Genomic DNA, 18526 nt, shown 5'->3' with positions numbered 1-18526 from the left:
GAGGGAGTGCGTTGACGGAAGTTTTCAAGATCATCGATGCCGATATCCATAATGAGCAGGAGGACTCGGCTCTAGTGCCGTATCTTCCGGAGCCGTGGCGCTCACGGGTCGCGGCATCCGGTATCGGATATTCGGGATCGGGGTATTACTCTCCGATCGGAGTGATGAAGAAGGACGCCATACCTCCAGGCGGGGGCAGGGCGGGGTCAGACCCTGACCTGATGATTAAGCAGCTCATAGAGAAATACAATCTGGAGTATGCGATTCTGACGGGAGTTGTCTACAACATCTCGTCAACGCATGATCCTGATTATGCGGCGGCCATCTGCTCCGCATACAACGACTTTTTGATCGCGGAGTGGCTTGGCAAGCACCCTGCGTTCAAGGGAGCGATCGCCGTCTCCACGCTCGATCCGGCGCTGGCGGCGCGCGAGATCGACCGGGTGGGAGGTCACCCGGACGTCGTTGAGGTGATCATCTCCAGCGCGGCCCGCATGCCGCTTGGGCATCGGTTCTATCATCCGATCTATGAGGCGGCTGAACGCAACGGTCTGCCCATCGCGATTCATCCGGGCGCGGAAGGAGGCGGAAGCTCAACGGCGCCGACCGCCGCCGGTTACCCGGCGAGGTACATCGAGTGGCACACCTGCCTCGCGCAGATGTTTATGGCGCATCTGGTGAGCATCGTGACCGAAGGCGTGTTCGTCAAGTACCCGCGCCTGAAGATGGTGCTGGTCGAGGGTGGCGTGGCGTGGCTTCCGCCGCTTATGTGGCGGCTCGACAAGAACTATAAGGCGCTGCGTTCCACGGTTCCGTGGCTGAAGAGGCTGCCGAGTGAATATATTCGCGATCACTGCTACCTCACGACACAGCCGATCGAGGAACCGGATAATCCGCAGCATCTGATCGATCTGTTCAATATGTTCGACGCGGAGAATATTCTGCTCTATTCCAGCGATTATCCGCACTGGGACTTCGACGCGCCGGATCAGATCCTGCGCAAGATGAAGCCGGAGGGAAGACGCAAGGTATTCTATGAAAATGCGAAGAAGTTGTACAATCTCTAATGCCGGAGGCGAAGGGCTAATATGGCGGTTCATATGGTGCTGAATGAGGCTGATATCCCGGAGGGCGGACGTGTAGTCGTTCAGGTGGAAGGCAGAGAGATCGGTATCTATCGCATCAACGGAGAGTATTTCGCGCTGAACAATTATTGTCCGCACCAAGGGGCTCCTCTCTGTGCAGGTTATGTGTCGGGTACGAACCTTCCTTCTTCCGTGTATGAGTATGATTACGCTCGAAAGGGTGAGATCGTCCGCTGCCCTTGGCACGGCTGGGAATTCGACATCAAGACGGGGAAGTCCTTATTCAGCGACAGGGTACGGGTCAAGACGTACGAGGTTGAGGTGCGGGACGGCAGGATCGGAGTCATCTTCGGAAAATGAATTCCATAGTCTCATTACGAGTTGGTTTGATGAAGGGCTGCTCCCTAATAGGTCTCCTATTCGGGGGGCGGCCTATTATGCTGCTATGAGGGTGGCCCGACGCCGCCTGCTCGCGGACACAGGAGCCCTTATTTGCTTGAATTTCGCCAAATTGGTAGGGTACGCGGACCGACGATCTATTATGTGTGAACAGTCCGTGGAAATCAGCCGCTTCAACCACAAATAACGTCTCCACGGTCCGTTAACCAGCTAATATCTCCCATTTTCACGCAAATAACGTCCGTACGGTCCGCTCGTGACCTGAGCGGCCGCCAAGGTTGCCGATTGCCCAATCATGCACAATCGTCGCATCCTACTCGTGGACACAGGAGCCCTTATTTGCTTGAAAGTGGCCCATTTGGCAGGGTAGGCGGACATACGATCCGTTATGTGTGAACAATCCGTGGAAATCAGCCGCATCAACTGCAAATAACGTCTCTACGGTCCGCCAACCAGCTGATAGTCCCCATTTTCGCGCAAATAACGTCCGTACGGTCCGCTCGTGACCTGTGCAGCCGATTGGGTTGCCGGTTGCCCAGTTGTGCATAGTCGTCGCAGCCTACTCGCGGACACAGGAGCCCTTATTTGCTCGAAAGTGGCCAATTTGGCGGGGTCCGCGGACCGACGATCCGTTATGTGTGAACAATCCGTGGAAATCAGCCGCTTGAACTGCAAATAACGGCTCCACGGTCCGCCAACCAGCTAATATCCCCCATTTTCGCGCAAATAACGTCCGTACGGTCCGCTCGTGACCTGTGCGGCTGCCAAGGTTGCCGATTGCCCAGTTGTGCATAATCGTCGCATCCTGCTCGCGGACACAGGAGCCCTTATTTGCTTGAAAGTGGCCCATTTGGCAGGGTCCGCGGACAGACGATCCGTTATGTGTGAACAATCCGTGGAAATCAGCCGCATGAACCGCAAATAACGGCTCCACGGTCCGCTAACCAGCCCAAAGCCCCCATTTTCGCGCAAATAACGTCCGTACGGTCCGCATGAGAACTGCTTGGTTGTGCGCTTATGGTTCGATCGCTGGATAAGCAGACTGTAATTAATAGATTTCGTCATATGACCACATTGATCAAAATCAACATAATTATGGAATTATTAGAAAGGAATACAATCGGGGTTATCGAATAGATAAGAGTCGAGAGTTGATCTTCTATATGATAAGGGAGAGGGACGATAATATGGTGACGAAGAACATGGTGCATATGCATTGTGAGATTACGACGAGAGAGGTTCAATTGGTTGGGCAGAGCATTACAGCTAATTTTCCGCAATCATATCCCGATGCAGCGATTCAGATCCAGAAACAGTTCGAAGATCGCCGAGATGAGATACCGAATGCGTTGAATAAAGAAGCCCTATTCTCCCCTTATATGTGCAATGGAATCTTCGCGACTTATTTTGCATGCCTTGAAGTAGAAGATCTGAACTCCGTGCCGGAGGGAATGATAGGCTTCAAGCTGCCTGCCATGGAGTATGCAAAGGTGAACTGCACGAACAAGTCCATAGGTGAGGCATATACGAAGATATTCCAATGGATAAATGAGAACGGATATAGACAGAAGTTTCTTGATAACTCTTGCCCGATCGAGATCTTTTACTATGAAGAAAATGGTGAAGAAGAGTTTGTTGAGATCTTAATTCCGATACAGAAAAAATGATTTCTATTTATAGCAGGGTACAGTGCAACATCAATACGCAAATAAGATAAGGAGTCGAGCATGACACCACCTCAGAGAGTGCATATTATAGGCGCAACAGGAAGCGGGAAGACAACTTCCGCTATGATGTTATCTAAGAAGCTGGGACTACCCATATATGAGCTGGATAACGTCATGTGGAGCAGTTCCGTTGAATTTGCCGGCAAGAATCCGCCTGAAATCAGAGATGAGATGCTGTCCAACATCGTATCGCAGCAGAGCTGGGTCGTGGAAGGTGTCTACTATAAATGGGTTGCAGCGAGCTTGGAAGAAGCAGATCTAATCATCTATATCGATACGCCCGTCTATATCAGAGATGTTAGAATCGTGAAGCGGTTCGTGAAGCAGAGGCTTCGAATCGAGCGATCCAATTACAAGCAGACACTCAAAGGGCTCTGGAAGATGCTGCAATGGAATCATAAATACGATAGAGTAGATAAAGAGAAGATTATGCAGCTGCTGGAGCGTTATCAGGAGAAAGTCGTGCTGTTGAAACACAATAAAGACTTGATGAAGGCAATTCCATAATGGTGTGCTCGCTAAGCAGTTGGATATAGAAATGAAAAGGTGATCATTGTGAAGTCATATTCGATTAGACCAGTAACTAGTGAGGACGTGCCTTTCTTGTGGGATATGCTGTATGAATCCATGCACGTTTCAGAAGGCCAGGAACCATTCAGCCGAGATATACTTAATGAACCTTATATATCAAAGTATATGGATGGGTGGGGAAGAGAAGGAGATCTGGGCTACAAAGCAGTCAATCATGAAGGCCAGCCTGTTGGGTCTATTACCGCGCGGTATTTTACGGAGGATAACCAAGGTTTCGGATATGTCGCTGACGATGTACCCGAACTAGGTATGGCATTAATGCCGGAATATAGAGGATGCGGGATTGGAACTGCTCTGATGCAGCGACTAATCCAAGAGCTGAACGAGCAGGGAGTTAAGGAACTGTCGTTAAGCGTAGCACCAGATAATCAAGCGGCGGTTAAGCTGTATCAGCGCTTCGGATTTCAAGAGGTGGGCATGGTCGGCACATCCATTACGATGGTAACCAAGCTCTAGCGAAAGGGAAGAGGTTATGGCAGGAATGAAGCATAAGCATAATCAGGAAAATGACCTCCCGCATGGCTTGGCGAAGCCCGCGCTGCGTGCGCTCTCGAACTCTAGCATAATGAGCTTGGAGCAGCTATCACAGATTCGGGAGTCAGAGCTCAAGCAGCTGCACGGTATCGGGCCCAAGGCAGTTGAACTGCTCCGCCAGGCTCTGGCCGCGAAAGGGTTAAAGTTCTTAGATGAATAGGATAGCGCTGGGAGTCTAGCGATGCTTTGTTAATAAAGTACGGCCATTCATAGGAGGGGTAATGCATGAAGCTAGCAGAAGCGTTAGTTCTTCGCGCGGATTGTCAAAAGAAGATTGCCCAGATTAAGCAAAGACTAGAGAGAGTTGTCAAGGTTCAAGAAGGAGAGATCCCCGCAGAAGAGCCTAATGCCTTGATCACTGAACTTGAGCGTACAGTCAACGAACTGACCAGCTGGATTCGAAAGATTAATAAGTCGAATGCATTGACCGCATTCAATGACGAGCTAAGCATCGCTGATGCTCTGGCAGAACGAGATAAGCTTATGCAGCAGCGCAAAATCTTACATGATCTCTTGGAACAGGCAACGATTAAGCAGGATCGGTACACCCGATCAGAAGTTAAATACTATAGAACGATTGATGTCGCAATCATTCAGAAGCAGGTCGATGATCTATCCAAGTCTTACAGAGAGTTAGACTTTAAGATCCAACAACTAAATTGGACGACAGATCTGATAGAAGAGTAGCCGTGTAGGTAGCCAACCAATAGAAGCGAGCACAACCACCCAACGGGCATGTTGGATCTCATAGGAGAGACGCGGGGCCATGTCAAACAATTATGACACTTTAGCCCAGTAATGTTACAAGAGTGCTTACGCACATAAGTAATATTAACAGCTTATTGTTATTACCACGTGCTGATTTATTGGTCTGGTGAGGGCGGGAATGGGGATTATATGGCTACTATCGTTAAGGCAGGAGGCCGTCATGTGAATACGAAGATATACGTTGTGAGACACGCTGAGTCTCTGTTCGTTGAGGGCATGGAGCGGACGCGCGGGTTAACAGATCGCGGAATAGCTGACGCCCTCACCATCAAGTCGATACTAATGAAAGAGAAAATAGATCTGTTCGTCTCGAGCCCCTATGAGAGGGCCGTTCTCACGATTAAGAATCTAGCGGATTCATGCGGCGCAAGCATTGAAATGTTCGAGGATCTGAGAGAACGAACGATGGGGCAGATCACGGATATTCATTTTTTAGAAGCAAAGCGCAAGTTATATACGGATAGAAGCTTTGCATTCGATGGCGGTGAATCAAGCAGCGATGCGCAGCAAAGAGCAGTGAAGATTATGGATCATCTGTTAGATGAATTTAGCGGCAAGAGCATCGTGATGGGGACACACGGAGATATTATGACGCTGATGATGAACCATTTTAACCCTGCATATGATTATGAATTCTGGAAGTCTATGACGATGCCGGATATCTATAAGCTCGAGTTTGAAGGCCGTGTTCTGAAGCAAGTTACTAGGGTGTGGAATGAGTAGAGAAGCGGACATCTCCATATGGCAAATCAGGCAGTGAGGAATGAACCTTGCTGCTTTTTATTTTGATCAAATGCAGGTGGGATGCCGATTTTTTCGAATCATAGTCATCATTTCATCATTGAAATGATAGACGATAAGGGTTAAAGTTAATCAACATGGAAGCGTTTTATACCATTTGAGTTACAGCAATACCAACTTCTTAGTGAACAATAGGTGATCATATGCTAACAACTGCACAACAAAGGGAACTATCACTCAAATTTGAACAGATGAAGCTGCTTGCAGGAGAGCGTGCGCAAGAGCTATTTGATGTACTCGACACATGCACAGCTGAAGAAATGGTCTGCATGCAGTATTTGTACGCGCATATGCCGATCAGCGACATGGCGAATTATGATGGCGAGTTATTTTTGAAATTTGTTCGACACGCGTTGAAGGTAAGAGCGATCACGCCATGGGGCAAAGAAATCGAAGACACGATGTTCTTAAACTATGTTTTGCAATACCGGATCAACAATGAAAATGTGGAATTCTACCGAGAACCATTCTTTGAGGAAATATATCCGACGATCAAAGATATGGACATCTATGAGGCAACGATAGCCGTTAACTACTGGTGCTTGGAGAAGGCGACTTATCAGAGCACGGATATTCGTACAGCGTCTCCATTTACAATCTTGAGAAATGCGTACGGCCGATGCGGAGAAGAGTCTACCCTTGCGGTCGCGGCCTTGCGAAGCGTCGGTATCCCGGCAAGACAATGCTATGCTCCTAGATGGACACATTGTGACGATAACCATGCCTGGGTAGAGGTGTGGATAGACGGCAGATGGCAGTTCCTTGGCGCATGCGAACCGGAGATGCGCTTGAATACAGGCTGGTTCCGACTGGCGGCATCGAAGGGAATGCATATTCACAGCAAGGCATTCTCCGATCTCGTTGAAAGAGATGAAATCGTTGCACAGTCTTCCAAATTAACAGAGATCACGATTCTGGATCGCTATGCGGATACGAAGATGATATCCGTGCGTGTCGTGGATACAGCAGGCGCTCCTCTACAAGGCGTCAACGTCCGCTTCGAGATTATGAACTACGCCGAGTTATTTTCGCTCGCCATCCTGAAGACGAATGAAGCGGGTGAAGTTAGCTTTAGAACCGGATACGGAGATCTAGTCGTATTTGCACATCATGAACGTCACTATGTTATGGAGAAAATGGACACTCGGGTGGCAGACAGCATCGAGCTTGTTTTAGATGAGTGCCATCGAGTGCCGACACCGATCGTTGATCTTACACTTGTTCCGCCTACAGGTGGAGTGGAAGACGAACCGGTGCTGTCAACCGCTGTTGAGCATGAGCAGAAACGGCGCAGCCAAGAAGCAGAGAGCAAGCGGAAGGCTTATGAGGCTACATTTTGCAATGGGGAACGGGCAACAGATTATGCGGCGAAGTACGGTGAGTATGCCGCTGATGCAGCGGCGCTGTTGGAGCAATCGCGAGGCAATTATGCTGAGATCATCGCTTTCCTAGAAGATAAGACGACGAACGAGTATCTTGCCTATAAGATAGCGCTGTTGCAGTCCTTGAACAAGAAGGATCTGACCGATATCACGAATCTGATACTTAGAGATCATTTGATAGCGGCTATACCATATCTTCAAGCATACGATAACGATATATTTACAGCCTATCTGCTATGCCCGCGCATCGCATATGAGGTGATCAGTCCATACCGTTCGGCCATACTAGCAGCCATCTCAGAAGAGCAGCAGCGTTCGTTTAAAGCTGATCCACAGTCGATATACCGCTATGTGGATGCGGCGATCAAGACGTGCAATGAGCTCGAATATGAGACCTTAAGTGCTTCTCCTGCAGGCTTGCTTGCGTTGAAGGCTGGAAGCGTGCTGTCGAAGAAGCTGCTCTGTGTATCCATCATGAGAACATTAGGCATACCAGCAAGAATTGAAAAGGCTGACGGTGTCATCGAGTATTGGAATCACGGCGCGTGGGTTATCGCTCCAACACGCCCGAACGAGGCGCAGCCTAGATCAGCAACGTTAACGTTGAAGAAGGCAAGCGATGTCAGCTTCGATTATTATCGCAACTATTCAGTCGCCATTCTCGAAGATGGACACTTCACGACCTTGGACTTTGAAGACCGCGCTTGGTCTAGTGACGAGATTCGCTTTGAGCTGAAGCCGGGCACATACCGAGTGATTACAGCTGATCGCCAAGCGGATGGGACGCTGCATAATAAACTGTATCATGTCCAATTGGAAGCGAACGAACACAAGGCGTTATCGATTGAGTTGGCGGAAGTTAAAGGACTGACGAGAGCGGTACCAGTAAGGGATTATGAGCTTAAGACGTTTGACGGAAACCCTGTCAAGCTGTCCGCGCTCTTGAATCCGAACCGCAATATTGTATCCTGGCTGGATGTCAGCGCTGAGCCAACCGAGCATCTGCTGAATGAGATCATCGAATCAAAGGACAAGTTCAATTCGCTGAAGCCTGCGACTGTACTTATCTTGAAAGATGCTCAGGACCAGAATGACCCTACCCTTATGAAAACACTGAAGGAGGTTCCGCATATCCAGCTTGTTGTAGGTGCAATCGGCGATGATATCGATTCACTGTACAATGGCTTTGATATAACGGATAAGAAGCTCCCATTGGCCGTGATCGTGGAGGAAGAACTGACTGCGACTTACGGATGGGCCGGGTACAATGTCGGGATCGGCGACATGCTTCTGAAGAATCTGAAGAAGTAGAACGAAACAATAAATAATTGAAAATATTTCCATTTTAGTTTATGATAATTAGGACTATGAAGCATTAGCTGGGTCCAACTCTCCTTATTGTACTACTATCATGCTTGCAGCACTGTCATACTCATAGAATATGTTGACACTAAGCTAGCAATAGTCGTAGGACAGGAGGGGAATGGCTCATGAAATGGATTATCGGCACTGCCCTAGGCATTGTGATTCCTTTACTATTGCTCCTATATGATCTCTATCATGGAAGATGGCATGCAGTAGAGTTCATTGGAATGTTGGGCGTATTTTTGCTAAGCTACGCCTTCGGTTGTGCGGCAGACCTGCTGGACTATTTGGGCTCAGATGATAAGGAAGATCTAAGGAAACGCATAGCAGGTGTCATCGCTGTGTTTCTAGTGAGTATACCCAGCTTTACCTACGGACTTGTACAGCTGTATGTGATCTATAACTAAGGGGCGGTGTGATCAGATGCTAACGAAATCAGAACGTATTCAAGCTATGCAGCAGCTAATAGACGATGTTGAACAGTATAGACAATTGGATGAGGCGCGTTGGACGATGCCGCTCGCTGAAGGCAAGTGGAGCATTCGCGATTGTGTAAGTCACATCTTCTTATGGGATAAGTACTTCTATGAAGCAGCGATCGAGCCCATCTCTCTGCAGCAGCCGATTACTTTGGAAAATCTATCGTTTGAACAGTTCAATCGAGATGCTGCGGAACAGGGAAGCAAGATGTCACAGGATGAGATCATTAATTCAACGGTACACTACCGAACGAAGATTATTCAAGCGCTGGAGCTTATTCCAGAGGATACCTATACAACCGATTATGGTAAGTTTACGATCGAGTCCTATTTCGAGGACTTCGCGGATCATGACCGTCATCATATGCGCCAGATTGATCGTGCGCTGCAATAAGAATGGAATAACAGTCGGCTTTGCTGCTGCAGGCAGCTCGGCCGACTGTTATTCTGTGTGAAGCTGGGCAAGCTAAAGAGAGCAAGCGGTACTGTTATTCCTTACACTTCCTCCGCAAGCTCACGGAACGACTTGATCTTTCCGTGTGGATGAGGAGTTTGCTTACGAATCTTGTTCGCATTTTCGCGACGGTTCTTAGGAATAGACATTAGGCATATCTCCTTTGCTCATCTGCATCATTCTTGACGGCTGAGGGCGAATCAGCGCCGAGAATGTATGCTTATAGTGGTCTGGTTGCCGAGCCTCTATCCTCACAAAAGTTTGGTCCTGATTACAGCTATCCGAGACAGAAGAAACATAATCGGTAACCATTCACATTCTATTCGATTTGATTCACTTTAGATGATATCGCGGCCTCTATGTTATATAATACAACCATGATGGTATACAGTATTATGGATAGAACAAACCATATTGTGAAGGAGCGATCCATATGAATCCAATAGGCTATCCGCATGATTATGCAGCCAGTCCCAAACGATATGATCATATGATTTATAACCGCTGCGGCAGGTCCGGGCTGAAGCTTCCGGCTATTTCACTCGGTCTGTGGCACAACTTTGGCGGAGTCGATACATACGAGAACGGTCGCGCGATGCTGCGCCGTGCATTTGACTTGGGAATTACTCATTTTGACTTGGCTAACAATTACGGTCCACCCCCAGGGTCTGCTGAAGAAATGTTCGGCAGAATACTCCAAACCGACTTTAAACCTTACCGCGACCAGATGATTATCTCAAGTAAAGCTGGGTATCATATGTGGGAAGGGCCGTACGGCGAGTGGGGATCTAAGAAATATTTGGTGGCAAGCTTGGATCAAAGCTTGAAGCGCATGGGGCTCGATTATGTGGATATATTCTACTCTCATCGTCCCGATCCGGATACGCCGCTTGAAGAAACGATGGGTGCTCTGGATCAGATCGTTCGTCAAGGTAAGGCGCTTTATATTGGCATATCCAGCTATAGTGCGGAACAGACGGCGGAGGCCATACGCATTCTGAAGGATCTGGGGACACCATTGCTCATCCATCAGCCTAGCTATTCCATGCTGAATCGCTGGATCGAGAACGGCTTGCAGGACGTGCTCGTGGACAATGGCGTAGGCAGCATCGCATTCTGCCCGCTGCAGCAAGGACTGCTGACGAATCGCTATCTGAACGGGATCCCGGAAGATTCTCGCGCGCATAAGACAAGCGGTGCATTACAAGAGAGAGACGTCAATGAGAACGTCATTCTTAAGGTACGCAAGCTGAATGAGATTGCACATCGCCGCGGCCAGTCGCTGGCACAGATGTCGCTTGCATGGGTGCTCCGCGGCGGTCGAGTAACATCGGCGCTAATCGGCGCAAGCCGCGTGAGTCAGATCGAGGAGAATGTAAAGGCGCTTGACAACCTGAACTTTGATGAGCAGGAATTGAACGAAATAGAGCAGATCTTAACAGACTGACCATACACCAATAGCGAAGTCTCCTCTGGATATTTACGGGGGAGACTTCTTTTGTTAGCGTCGAAACATCTCTATGATGTACTTATGAAGTTGCTTCCTGCTGCTCATTTCAGGTAATAATAGAAATAGAACAACTATCGACAAGGGGGGCGCATGATGGCTAGCATTCAACCTATACCGGATCATATCGCGCTTAATATGAAATTAATGTTCGTCGGTTATAATCCGAGTATCCGATCAGGAGAAACAGGTCATCATTACGCGAATACGCGCAACCGCTTCTGGACGATTCTTGAGCAGTCAGGCATAACCGAACGGCGTTACAGTGCGGATGAAGATCAGGATCTGTTGGATCAGGGGATCGGCTTCACGAATATTGTACCGCGTCCAACAAGAACTGCTGCCGAGATTACCTCAGAGGAGTATGCGGAAGGAAGCCGAGAGCTCAAACGAAAGATAGAGCTGTTTCGTCCAGAGCGAGTGTGCTTTGTGGGAAAAGGGGTGTACGAGGCATTCAGCGGCAATCGTCATGCAGCATGGGGATTTCAGACCGTTCCTGTAGTCTCGGGGGTTAAGGAGTTCGTGGCTCCTTCTTCGAGCGGCCTCGTGAGAATGAAGCTGGAAGATGTGATATCCATCTACAAGGAGCTGGCGCAAGACTTGCGGCATAACAAGCAGTTATAGGACATGAACTCTAAAACATGGTATAGTGTGCGTAACAAAAATTGAAGAGGTGATTGAGCTTGTCGAAATTTTTGGGGTTTTCCTTTCTCTGGTGGTTCTTTGGCAATCCATTTATAGCTATTATCGTACTGCTTCTCCTTTTATATTTCATAGATCGTCGTTTTATAGGCTTATCACCAAGTATGATGCGTCCCATTCGACGTATGCAGCGGATATCGAAGCTCAATCAGGAGCTTGGTGCGAATCCGCATGATACGTCTTCCAAGCTGGAGTTGGCCCATCTCCTTATCGAACGCCGTCGTTACAGTGAAGCCCGCAAGTGGCTGGAGCCGCTGCAGGATTGCATGGATCAATCTGCTGAGTATTGGGACGACCTCGGAACCTGTTATCTATATACAGGTGAGACGGAGCGCGGCGAAGCTGCGATTCGCTATGCGTTGCAGATTAATCCGCGTGTAAAGTATGGTCAGCCCTACTTGCGGCTTGCGAAGCATTATGCAGTCAGCGATAAGCAGAAGGCGATTGCTCTATTAGAAGAGTTCGGCGGCATTCATTCCTCGTCCTGTGAGGGGTACTATCGAATGGGCAGCTTGTATGCGGAGATCGGACGCAAGGAAGATGCTATAGCAGCTTGGGAAGAAACGATACGAATCTACCGTTCTTCACCGAAATATGCGAAACGCAAAGAGCGGGCCTGGATGATTAAGAGCCGCTTCAAGTTGTTAACCGCAGGTTAGTGATAAGATTGTAGATAAAAGTTCACATTTCTCCATGATAAAGCGTTTTCTTGGAGAAGTTGGATAGAATATGTAAGGATGAAGCAGTATATTTTCATCTCCTTGTGATCAGTATTCCAGATGAAGCCAGAAGCCCGAATATGATGAATCTTGCAGTCATTTCTCATTTCCTCAAATTCGCGCTGTTCGCTATACTAATAAACGTTCAATCTGGATCTCATGACAAACAAGGAGCGATAAAATGCATTTATCCGAGACAGCGCGTCGCCAGGAACTGATGAAACGGCATATCCATCAATATTTGATGCAGGATAACCAACAGGGGTTGACGCATCAGGAGCAGTATTTACTCAACCATATGATTAAAGAGCTGCACACACAATCACACGAGTCATCCGTACATGCTGCGGATGTAAAATAAATATTCATTCCCTCATCCTTTGAATCGTAGGTTCAAAGGATTTTTTGTGTTTCATCTTGTATATTTATTAGAAGGAAGTTCTTATTGCTTCCGTCTTTTGATTCAGTAGTTCGTATTTAGGTTAAGAGCTAGTCTATGATCATCTTAGACATTCGAGAAGAGGAGAGAATAGCGATGAAGAAGCGTGCATTAATCGTTCAAGGAGGCTGGGAGGGTCACCAGCCGCAGGAGGTAGCGGAGCTGCTTGCAGGAGTGCTGCAAGAAGAAGGCTTTGAAGTTCATATATCGAATACATTGGACAGCTTGAAGACTATAGACTTGTCCATTATGAATCTAATCGTCCCATGCTGGACGATGGGGGAGATTGCATCCGATCAATTGGAGCCGCTACTGCGTGCCGTTCACGAGCACGGTGTAGGAATTGCAGGCTGCCATGGAGGCATGGGCGATTCGTTCCGCAAGGAGACGGAGTATCAGTACATGGTTGGCGGTCAATGGGTAGCGCATCCAGGCAATGATGGTGTCGTATATCAGGTACATATTAAGGATCACGAGCATGAGATCACAGCTGGAATGCAGGATTTCACTGTCGTGTCAGAACAGTATTACATGCATGTGGACCCAGCCATTCATGTATTGGCGGATACGGTATTTAATGGCCACGTGCGCATGCCTGTTGCGTGGACGAAGCAGTATGGAGCGGGCAAGGTATTTTATTGCTCGTTAGGCCACCAGGTGGATATTGTCGCGATGCCGGAAACGCTTGGCATGATGAGACGCGGCATGAAGTGGGCTGCGAAGTAAGAAGCTGCAAAAGCATAGATTAGGGAGCAAGAGGAGGACGAATGAAATGACGGACAATAAGCGTGAAGTTGAACCATTGCGCGCAGGGATTATTGGATGCGGTAATATTAGCGATATTTACTGCCACAACCTAAAGCTCTTTGCAGAGGTTGAACTGGCAGCTTGCGCGGATCTAGATCTGGAACGCGCGCAGCTTAAAGCGGCGAAGCATGGCATTCCCCGAGCGTTAACGGTCGAGGAGATGCTGAGTGATGAAGACATAGATATCATTATTAACCTGACGATCCCAGCCGCGCATGCGGAGGTCAACATTCGTGCGCTGGAGGCGGGCAAGCATGTCTATGTCGAGAAGCCCTTTGCTGTTGAGCTTGAAGACGGCAAGCGAATGCTGGAGCTTGCTGAAGCGAAGAACTTGCTTATTGGCGGTGCGCCTGACACCTTCCTAGGCGGAGGTATTCAGACATGCTTGAAGCTGATCGAAGACGGCGTTATTGGCAAGCCGATTGCCGCGACTGGCTTTATGCTGTGCGGAGGTCATGAAGGCTGGCATCCTGCGCCAGAATTCTACTATAAGCGCGGGGGCGGTCCGATGTTTGACATGGGTCCGTACTATCTGACCGCGCTTGTCGCTCTGCTCGGACCGATTCGGCGAGTAACCGGCTCGGCGCAGATTACATCACCGCTGCGGACGATAACGAGCGCGCCGTTGTGCGGGCAAACGATTGAGGTGGAAGTACCGACTCATATTGCCGGTGTATTGGATTTCGAGGAAGGGGCTGTCGCCACGCTCGTTACCAGCTTCGATATACCGGCAGGAAGCGATCTTCCGCCAATCGAGATTTACGGTACACATGGCACGCTTCGTGTTCCGGATCCGAACTCCTTTGGCGGACCCGTTAGCCTTAAGCGGCCGGGAGCAGCGGATTGGGAAGAGATTCCGCTCGCCTATGGATACGCTGACAACTCACGTGGTATCGGCCTCATCGATATGTCGCGCGCGATTCGTACGGGAGCACCGCATCGAGCAAACGGTCAGTTGGTTAATCACGTGCTTGAAGCGATGCACGGCTTCCATATTGCATCTTCATCGGGTGCCCATTATGAGATGAAGTCCCGCTGCGAACGCCCGGCACTCTTTAGCGCTGATCCGGATAGCACATTGTAGGGTCGACGGAGCAGGAGTGTAAGCCTTGAAGCGGCATATTCGATCACAACTCACGTCTAGCGATAGGCGTGAGTTTTTTTGCAGATACAGTGAATTTAATAATTTTCCGAATCGTACCGATGTAATATAGTGTCAGATGTTCAAGCTTGTTGAAATGAAACTATTAACTTCTAAGAGGTGTATGGATGAAGAAATCACTTATTTCTGCTATTCTTGCGCTCGTGATGTGCGGCGGAACATTTCTCACTACAGTATCAGCCGAGCCTGCAGGCATAGAAGCAGATGCGAATGCTCAAGCTGCTGTCGTCAAGCTGAGATTGACCGACCCTGTCTTGAAGCATACAGTCGATCCGGCAGGCCAAGAAGCGATTCGCGCGAAGTGGAACCAGTATGCGCCAGTATACGATTATGAGCAAAGTCTATTCGAGCAGGAGCCATTGCTGACAAGTCCGTATGCTCCTGGAAAGCTTCAAGAGCAGGTGCTGCTGGATGCGTTGAACATGACGAAGTTTGTTCGCTATCTTGCAGGGATGTCAGAAACGATTGCGATGTCTTCCGCGCTCAACAATTCCGCCCAGCACAAGGTGGTTGTACTTGAACAAGCTTATAACTCAAACGACCCGCATCGACCCGCCCGGCCAGCGGATATGAGCGAAAGCTTCTTCGCGCAAAGCGAGGGCTGGAAGAATCGACGTGTAGGCGCCTTCGAGAATCTACATTATGGCTATTTGCCTATGGATGCTGTAGCGTCTTTTATGGATGACAGGGGCTCTAAAAACCGCTATAGTGTTGGCCATCGCTGGGCGATCTTGCAGCCTGACATCAGTGAGGTTGGATTCGGTTATACGGACAATTATACGATTATGCATCTCAATAAAGGCGGCTCACAATCTGCTTTACCAACCGGTATGGATTATGTCGCTTGGCCGGCGAGCGGTAATTTTCCGACTGAGCTGAGCGACTTCGAGATGTTCTCGATCGTGCTGGATCCGCAGAAGTATGCGCCAGTAGAGCAGGACAAGCTTCAGATCGAGGTGCTGAACAAAGGCCAGCGAACCAAGTGGCTGCTGTCCGATAAGACGAACGGTGAAGCAGGTGATTTCTACTTGTCTCAACGCTCGTACTTGGGAGATCAGGCATCCTTCATCACATTTGGGCCTAAGGGTTTCCACATAAACGATGATGATGAGGTCACCGTGAAGATAACGGGCATAAGGGATAAGTCTGGCAAGGATACCACGATCGAATACTCGACACGATTCTTTAGCCTTGATCCGTCAGCCGCGAACGGCGATGCGGACGAACAATCAAGCTTCTACGATGTGCCTGCCAACCACTGGGCGAGAGAAGCTATTGAATGGGCGGCGAAATGGGAAATTGCAAAAGGGGACGAGTATGGGCAGTTTAAGCCGAATCATCAAGTGAGTGAGGCTGAATTCTTGGCGTTCTTCTATCGACCGCGGGTAGACATGGTCATGGTAGAGTCGCAGGGGAATGATTCGGAGCATTGGGCTGATCCATTGTACAGCCTTGCTCGCGAGTATAACGTTCCCGTGAAGGGATTCGGCGACATTGCTGTTCGGAGCAAGCCGATTACACGCGCACAGGTCGCAGAGATTATCGCCGCCGCAGACGGCGTATATTACACAGGCGACGAAGCGATACAATACGTGCTTGGCAAGGGCTATGCCAAAGGCAAGAATGGCAGCACCATCGCCGGGTATCGAGGCGATGATTTCTTAACTCGCGCTGAGGCGTTGCAATTCAGCTATAGATTAATGGAGCAGATTCCGGAGGTTAAGAGGCGCCCAGATCAACCTTCGCCTGCCAGTGAGCTTGCGCCAATACCTAACAGCTAAGATCAACTCATCAGAACGGAATATAGCCGCTGCAGTTCGGCAATGTCAGGAGCCGAGCCGCAGCGGCTATATTGGCAGATGGAGTTAAGAGAATGGGATAAGATCCTCAACTTCATTAATAGAAAAGCTATATACTTGTTTCTCATCTACATGGTATACATTGATAACTTGAGTTGCACAGTCATAGCCAACGATTCGTCCAGGCAAAGATAACTTAGTTCCTCTTTCCTTATTAATGAGAAGGCGGATCAGCTTATTCTGATCTATGCATGCTTCGATAAGATCTTCAATAGAGAGGATACACTTAGCTGCAGGATCGCGTTGTGGGTCTTCAGGACTGTTGGTTTCTGTAGGACAGCTTTCACGGGATAGTTCTTTAGTAGGTCGATAAGATTTCATAGTGTACTCCATAGGAAAATTTATAAAAAGAATTATACAATAATTTTGTCTAAAATGGTGACTGTTCTTTTCAAAAAAAATAACTTTGCGGGTGAATATAACTAGTAATTTTGTAGGAGTTTGTAACTAGTAACGTTGGTTTACTTAATAGGTGATATATGTAAAGTGGAGAGCTGTTCAGGCTGGAGCTGATAGAAGAGGTCTGCATCATCATACAAGAATATACATATAGTTACTATGAATATATGAGGTTTAGAAGAAGCAGTTGGGGCACATCACATAAAAACACAGCTGCTTAAGGATGAAAGTCCTAAATTGCTGTGTTTATTGGGATATCAATCATATGATCACCTATTGCACCTTTAGCCCCCATAATATCTCGTATTAGACCATAACCTTGTCAATCCATCTGTCTCGCTGGTCATTTAGATTGATGAAGGTTCGATTCACTTCAATCACCGGACGAGTTGGGTAGTAGGGATTCAGCATGACTACTTTGCCGACGGTTCCATCGTTTAACATGACGTCGCTTCCGACAGACAATCGAGCAACCGCATTGGCAAATACAAGCACTGCCTTAGGATCCAGCTTGCCAAAGCTGTATTCAATGAGTTTATCTATGACTAAAAATGGGGATTCCGCTTTCTGATGCAGCCGTTCAGAACACATGGCATGATACATGTCGATAACCGCGACGATCTTGCTGTAAGGATGCATCTGGGCACCGGTAATGCCTAGTGGATATCCGCTTCCATCTTCTCGCTCATGATGCTGGAGCGCCGCCAGCGCCACACCTTGTGAAAGCCCAGGAGTTTGCTTCAACTGCTCATAGCCATAAGTTGTATGCTGCTTCATATCTTCATATTCACTAGGTGTCAGCTTTCCAGGTTCCCATAGTATCTTCGGGTCGAGCTTCGTCTTTCCGATATCCATCAATATCCCCGCTAAGGCGACCTGCATTCTTTCATTTGAAGGAGTTCCCATCCATTTTGCCATCATGTAAGCTAGAATTCCAACACTGACGCTGTGCTCATATATGTATAGACTTGGCTCCTCGGATCTCTTAAGTATAAACACTAAATTGGAATAAACCTCTATATCTTGTATGAGAGAATTAATAATTTGACGAATCTCGATGATGGGAATGTCTTGTTTCGCTTGCACTCGTTCGAATATATCTTTAAAAGCGTAAGCAGCTGTGTTATATCGCTTTGAGAATTCAGTAGGGACATCAACTGCTGGGGCCGTTATATTCCCATTATGATCGGACATGAGTGAAACCTCCTTATCTACGCTATAACAATTGACAACGGCTTTACTATTATTATCGGCAAGTCATGCTCTTAAATGAATAATAAAGATCACGAAGATGCGATGATCTGTTGTGAATATTGCAGGGAGAAGCCGTATTCAAAAGGGCTGCTC

23 protein-coding genes are annotated in these 18526 nt (G+C 48.2%); 18 read left to right on the top strand and 5 right to left on the bottom strand.

The window, feature by feature from the left end; all coding sequences use genetic code 11:
• Positions 1–11: 11 nt before the first annotated feature.
• Together AC3WTP_RS09640 and AC3WTP_RS09635 are read left to right on the top strand one after the other, a co-directional pair.
• Positions 12–1067 carry an amidohydrolase family protein gene (locus tag AC3WTP_RS09640; RefSeq protein WP_492394378.1) on the top strand — a complete coding sequence of 352 codons (1056 nt, stop codon included), beginning with the start codon at positions 12–14 and terminating at the stop codon, positions 1065–1067.
• Positions 1068–1088: 21 nt separating this feature from the next.
• Positions 1089–1445: a Rieske (2Fe-2S) protein gene (locus tag AC3WTP_RS09635; protein WP_492394377.1), complete on the top strand. Its 357-nt coding sequence runs from the start codon at positions 1089–1091 to the stop codon at positions 1443–1445.
• Between the two features lie 352 nt (positions 1446–1797).
• On the opposite strand, the gene AC3WTP_RS09630 is transcribed toward AC3WTP_RS09635, so the two are convergent.
• Together AC3WTP_RS09630 and AC3WTP_RS09625 are read right to left on the bottom strand one after the other, a co-directional pair.
• Entirely contained in the window at positions 1798–2031 is a 234-nt protein-coding gene (locus tag AC3WTP_RS09630) for a hypothetical protein (RefSeq protein ID WP_492394376.1), read from the bottom strand.
• A 12-nt stretch (positions 2032–2043) separates the two neighbouring features.
• On the bottom strand, positions 2044–2418 hold the full coding sequence (locus tag AC3WTP_RS09625; protein ID WP_492394375.1) for a hypothetical protein: 375 nt from the start codon (positions 2416–2418) through the stop codon (positions 2044–2046).
• A 253-nt stretch (positions 2419–2671) separates the two neighbouring features.
• On the opposite strand from AC3WTP_RS09625, the gene AC3WTP_RS09620 reads away from it, so the two are divergent.
• From AC3WTP_RS09620 to AC3WTP_RS09580, 9 genes are all read left to right on the top strand, one after another.
• Positions 2672–3151, top strand: a complete 480-nt coding sequence (locus AC3WTP_RS09620; RefSeq protein WP_492394374.1) for a GyrI-like domain-containing protein — start codon at positions 2672–2674, stop codon at positions 3149–3151.
• A gap of 60 nt (positions 3152–3211) precedes the next feature.
• On the top strand, positions 3212–3718 hold the full coding sequence (locus AC3WTP_RS09615) for an isopentenyl transferase family protein (protein ID WP_492394373.1): 507 nt from the start codon (positions 3212–3214) through the stop codon (positions 3716–3718).
• Between the two features lie 48 nt (positions 3719–3766).
• Entirely contained in the window at positions 3767–4258 is a 492-nt protein-coding gene (locus tag AC3WTP_RS09610; protein WP_492394372.1) for a GNAT family N-acetyltransferase, read from the top strand.
• A 25-nt stretch (positions 4259–4283) separates the two neighbouring features.
• The gene (locus AC3WTP_RS09605) at positions 4284–4496 is read left to right on the top strand and encodes a helix-hairpin-helix domain-containing protein (protein ID WP_492394371.1); all 213 of its coding nucleotides are present in this window, start codon (positions 4284–4286) and stop codon (positions 4494–4496) included.
• 65 nt (positions 4497–4561) lie between these two features.
• Entirely contained in the window at positions 4562–5023 is a 462-nt protein-coding gene (locus AC3WTP_RS09600; RefSeq protein ID WP_492394370.1) for a DIP1984 family protein, read from the top strand.
• 243 nt (positions 5024–5266) lie between these two features.
• The gene (locus tag AC3WTP_RS09595) at positions 5267–5827 is read left to right on the top strand and encodes a histidine phosphatase family protein (RefSeq protein ID WP_492394369.1); all 561 of its coding nucleotides are present in this window, start codon (positions 5267–5269) and stop codon (positions 5825–5827) included.
• A 221-nt stretch (positions 5828–6048) separates the two neighbouring features.
• Entirely contained in the window at positions 6049–8598 is a 2550-nt protein-coding gene (locus AC3WTP_RS09590) for a transglutaminase-like domain-containing protein (protein WP_492394368.1), read from the top strand.
• A 179-nt stretch (positions 8599–8777) separates the two neighbouring features.
• Entirely contained in the window at positions 8778–9059 is a 282-nt protein-coding gene (locus AC3WTP_RS09585; RefSeq protein WP_492394367.1) for a hypothetical protein, read from the top strand.
• Between the two features lie 16 nt (positions 9060–9075).
• Positions 9076–9525: a DinB family protein gene (locus AC3WTP_RS09580; RefSeq protein ID WP_492394366.1), complete on the top strand. Its 450-nt coding sequence runs from the start codon at positions 9076–9078 to the stop codon at positions 9523–9525.
• A 101-nt stretch (positions 9526–9626) separates the two neighbouring features.
• Here the strand turns inward: AC3WTP_RS09580 and AC3WTP_RS09575 are convergent, their stop codons facing one another.
• A complete protein-coding gene (locus AC3WTP_RS09575) occupies positions 9627–9734 on the bottom strand; it encodes a DUF6254 family protein (RefSeq protein WP_492394365.1) in 108 nt (35 codons plus the stop codon).
• A 284-nt stretch (positions 9735–10018) separates the two neighbouring features.
• Here AC3WTP_RS09575 and mgrA point away from each other — a divergent pair, with 284 nt between their 5' ends.
• From mgrA to AC3WTP_RS09540, 7 genes are all read left to right on the top strand, one after another.
• Positions 10019–11032 carry an L-glyceraldehyde 3-phosphate reductase gene (mgrA, locus tag AC3WTP_RS09570; protein ID WP_492394364.1) on the top strand — a complete coding sequence of 338 codons (1014 nt, stop codon included), beginning with the start codon at positions 10019–10021 and terminating at the stop codon, positions 11030–11032.
• 165 nt (positions 11033–11197) lie between these two features.
• Complete coding sequence (locus tag AC3WTP_RS09565; protein ID WP_492394498.1) at positions 11198–11716, top strand: mismatch-specific DNA-glycosylase; 519 nt, start codon at positions 11198–11200, stop codon at positions 11714–11716.
• Positions 11717–11775: 59 nt separating this feature from the next.
• Complete coding sequence (locus AC3WTP_RS09560; protein ID WP_492394363.1) at positions 11776–12453, top strand: tetratricopeptide repeat protein; 678 nt, start codon at positions 11776–11778, stop codon at positions 12451–12453.
• A gap of 241 nt (positions 12454–12694) precedes the next feature.
• Positions 12695–12874, top strand: a complete 180-nt coding sequence (locus AC3WTP_RS09555; protein WP_458567259.1) for a hypothetical protein — start codon at positions 12695–12697, stop codon at positions 12872–12874.
• Positions 12875–13048: 174 nt separating this feature from the next.
• The gene (locus tag AC3WTP_RS09550) at positions 13049–13678 is read left to right on the top strand and encodes a ThuA domain-containing protein (RefSeq protein ID WP_492394362.1); all 630 of its coding nucleotides are present in this window, start codon (positions 13049–13051) and stop codon (positions 13676–13678) included.
• Between the two features lie 46 nt (positions 13679–13724).
• A complete protein-coding gene (locus tag AC3WTP_RS09545; protein ID WP_492394361.1) occupies positions 13725–14843 on the top strand; it encodes a Gfo/Idh/MocA family protein in 1119 nt (372 codons plus the stop codon).
• A gap of 185 nt (positions 14844–15028) precedes the next feature.
• Positions 15029–16702, top strand: a complete 1674-nt coding sequence (locus tag AC3WTP_RS09540; RefSeq protein WP_492394360.1) for a CAP and S-layer homology domain-containing protein — start codon at positions 15029–15031, stop codon at positions 16700–16702.
• Positions 16703–16786: 84 nt separating this feature from the next.
• Here AC3WTP_RS09540 and AC3WTP_RS09535 read toward each other — a convergent pair whose 3' ends face one another.
• Complete coding sequence (locus tag AC3WTP_RS09535) at positions 16787–17101, bottom strand: hypothetical protein (RefSeq protein ID WP_492394359.1); 315 nt, start codon at positions 17099–17101, stop codon at positions 16787–16789.
• A 384-nt stretch (positions 17102–17485) separates the two neighbouring features.
• Positions 17486–18373 carry an HD-GYP domain-containing protein gene (locus AC3WTP_RS09530; protein WP_492394358.1) on the bottom strand — a complete coding sequence of 296 codons (888 nt, stop codon included), beginning with the start codon at positions 18371–18373 and terminating at the stop codon, positions 17486–17488.
• Between the last annotated feature and the right edge of the window lie 153 nt (positions 18374–18526).

The organism is Paenibacillus sp. EB106-04-04-XG159, from assembly GCF_058791835.1.
This window is presented reverse-complemented; position numbering and strand designations above follow the sequence as displayed.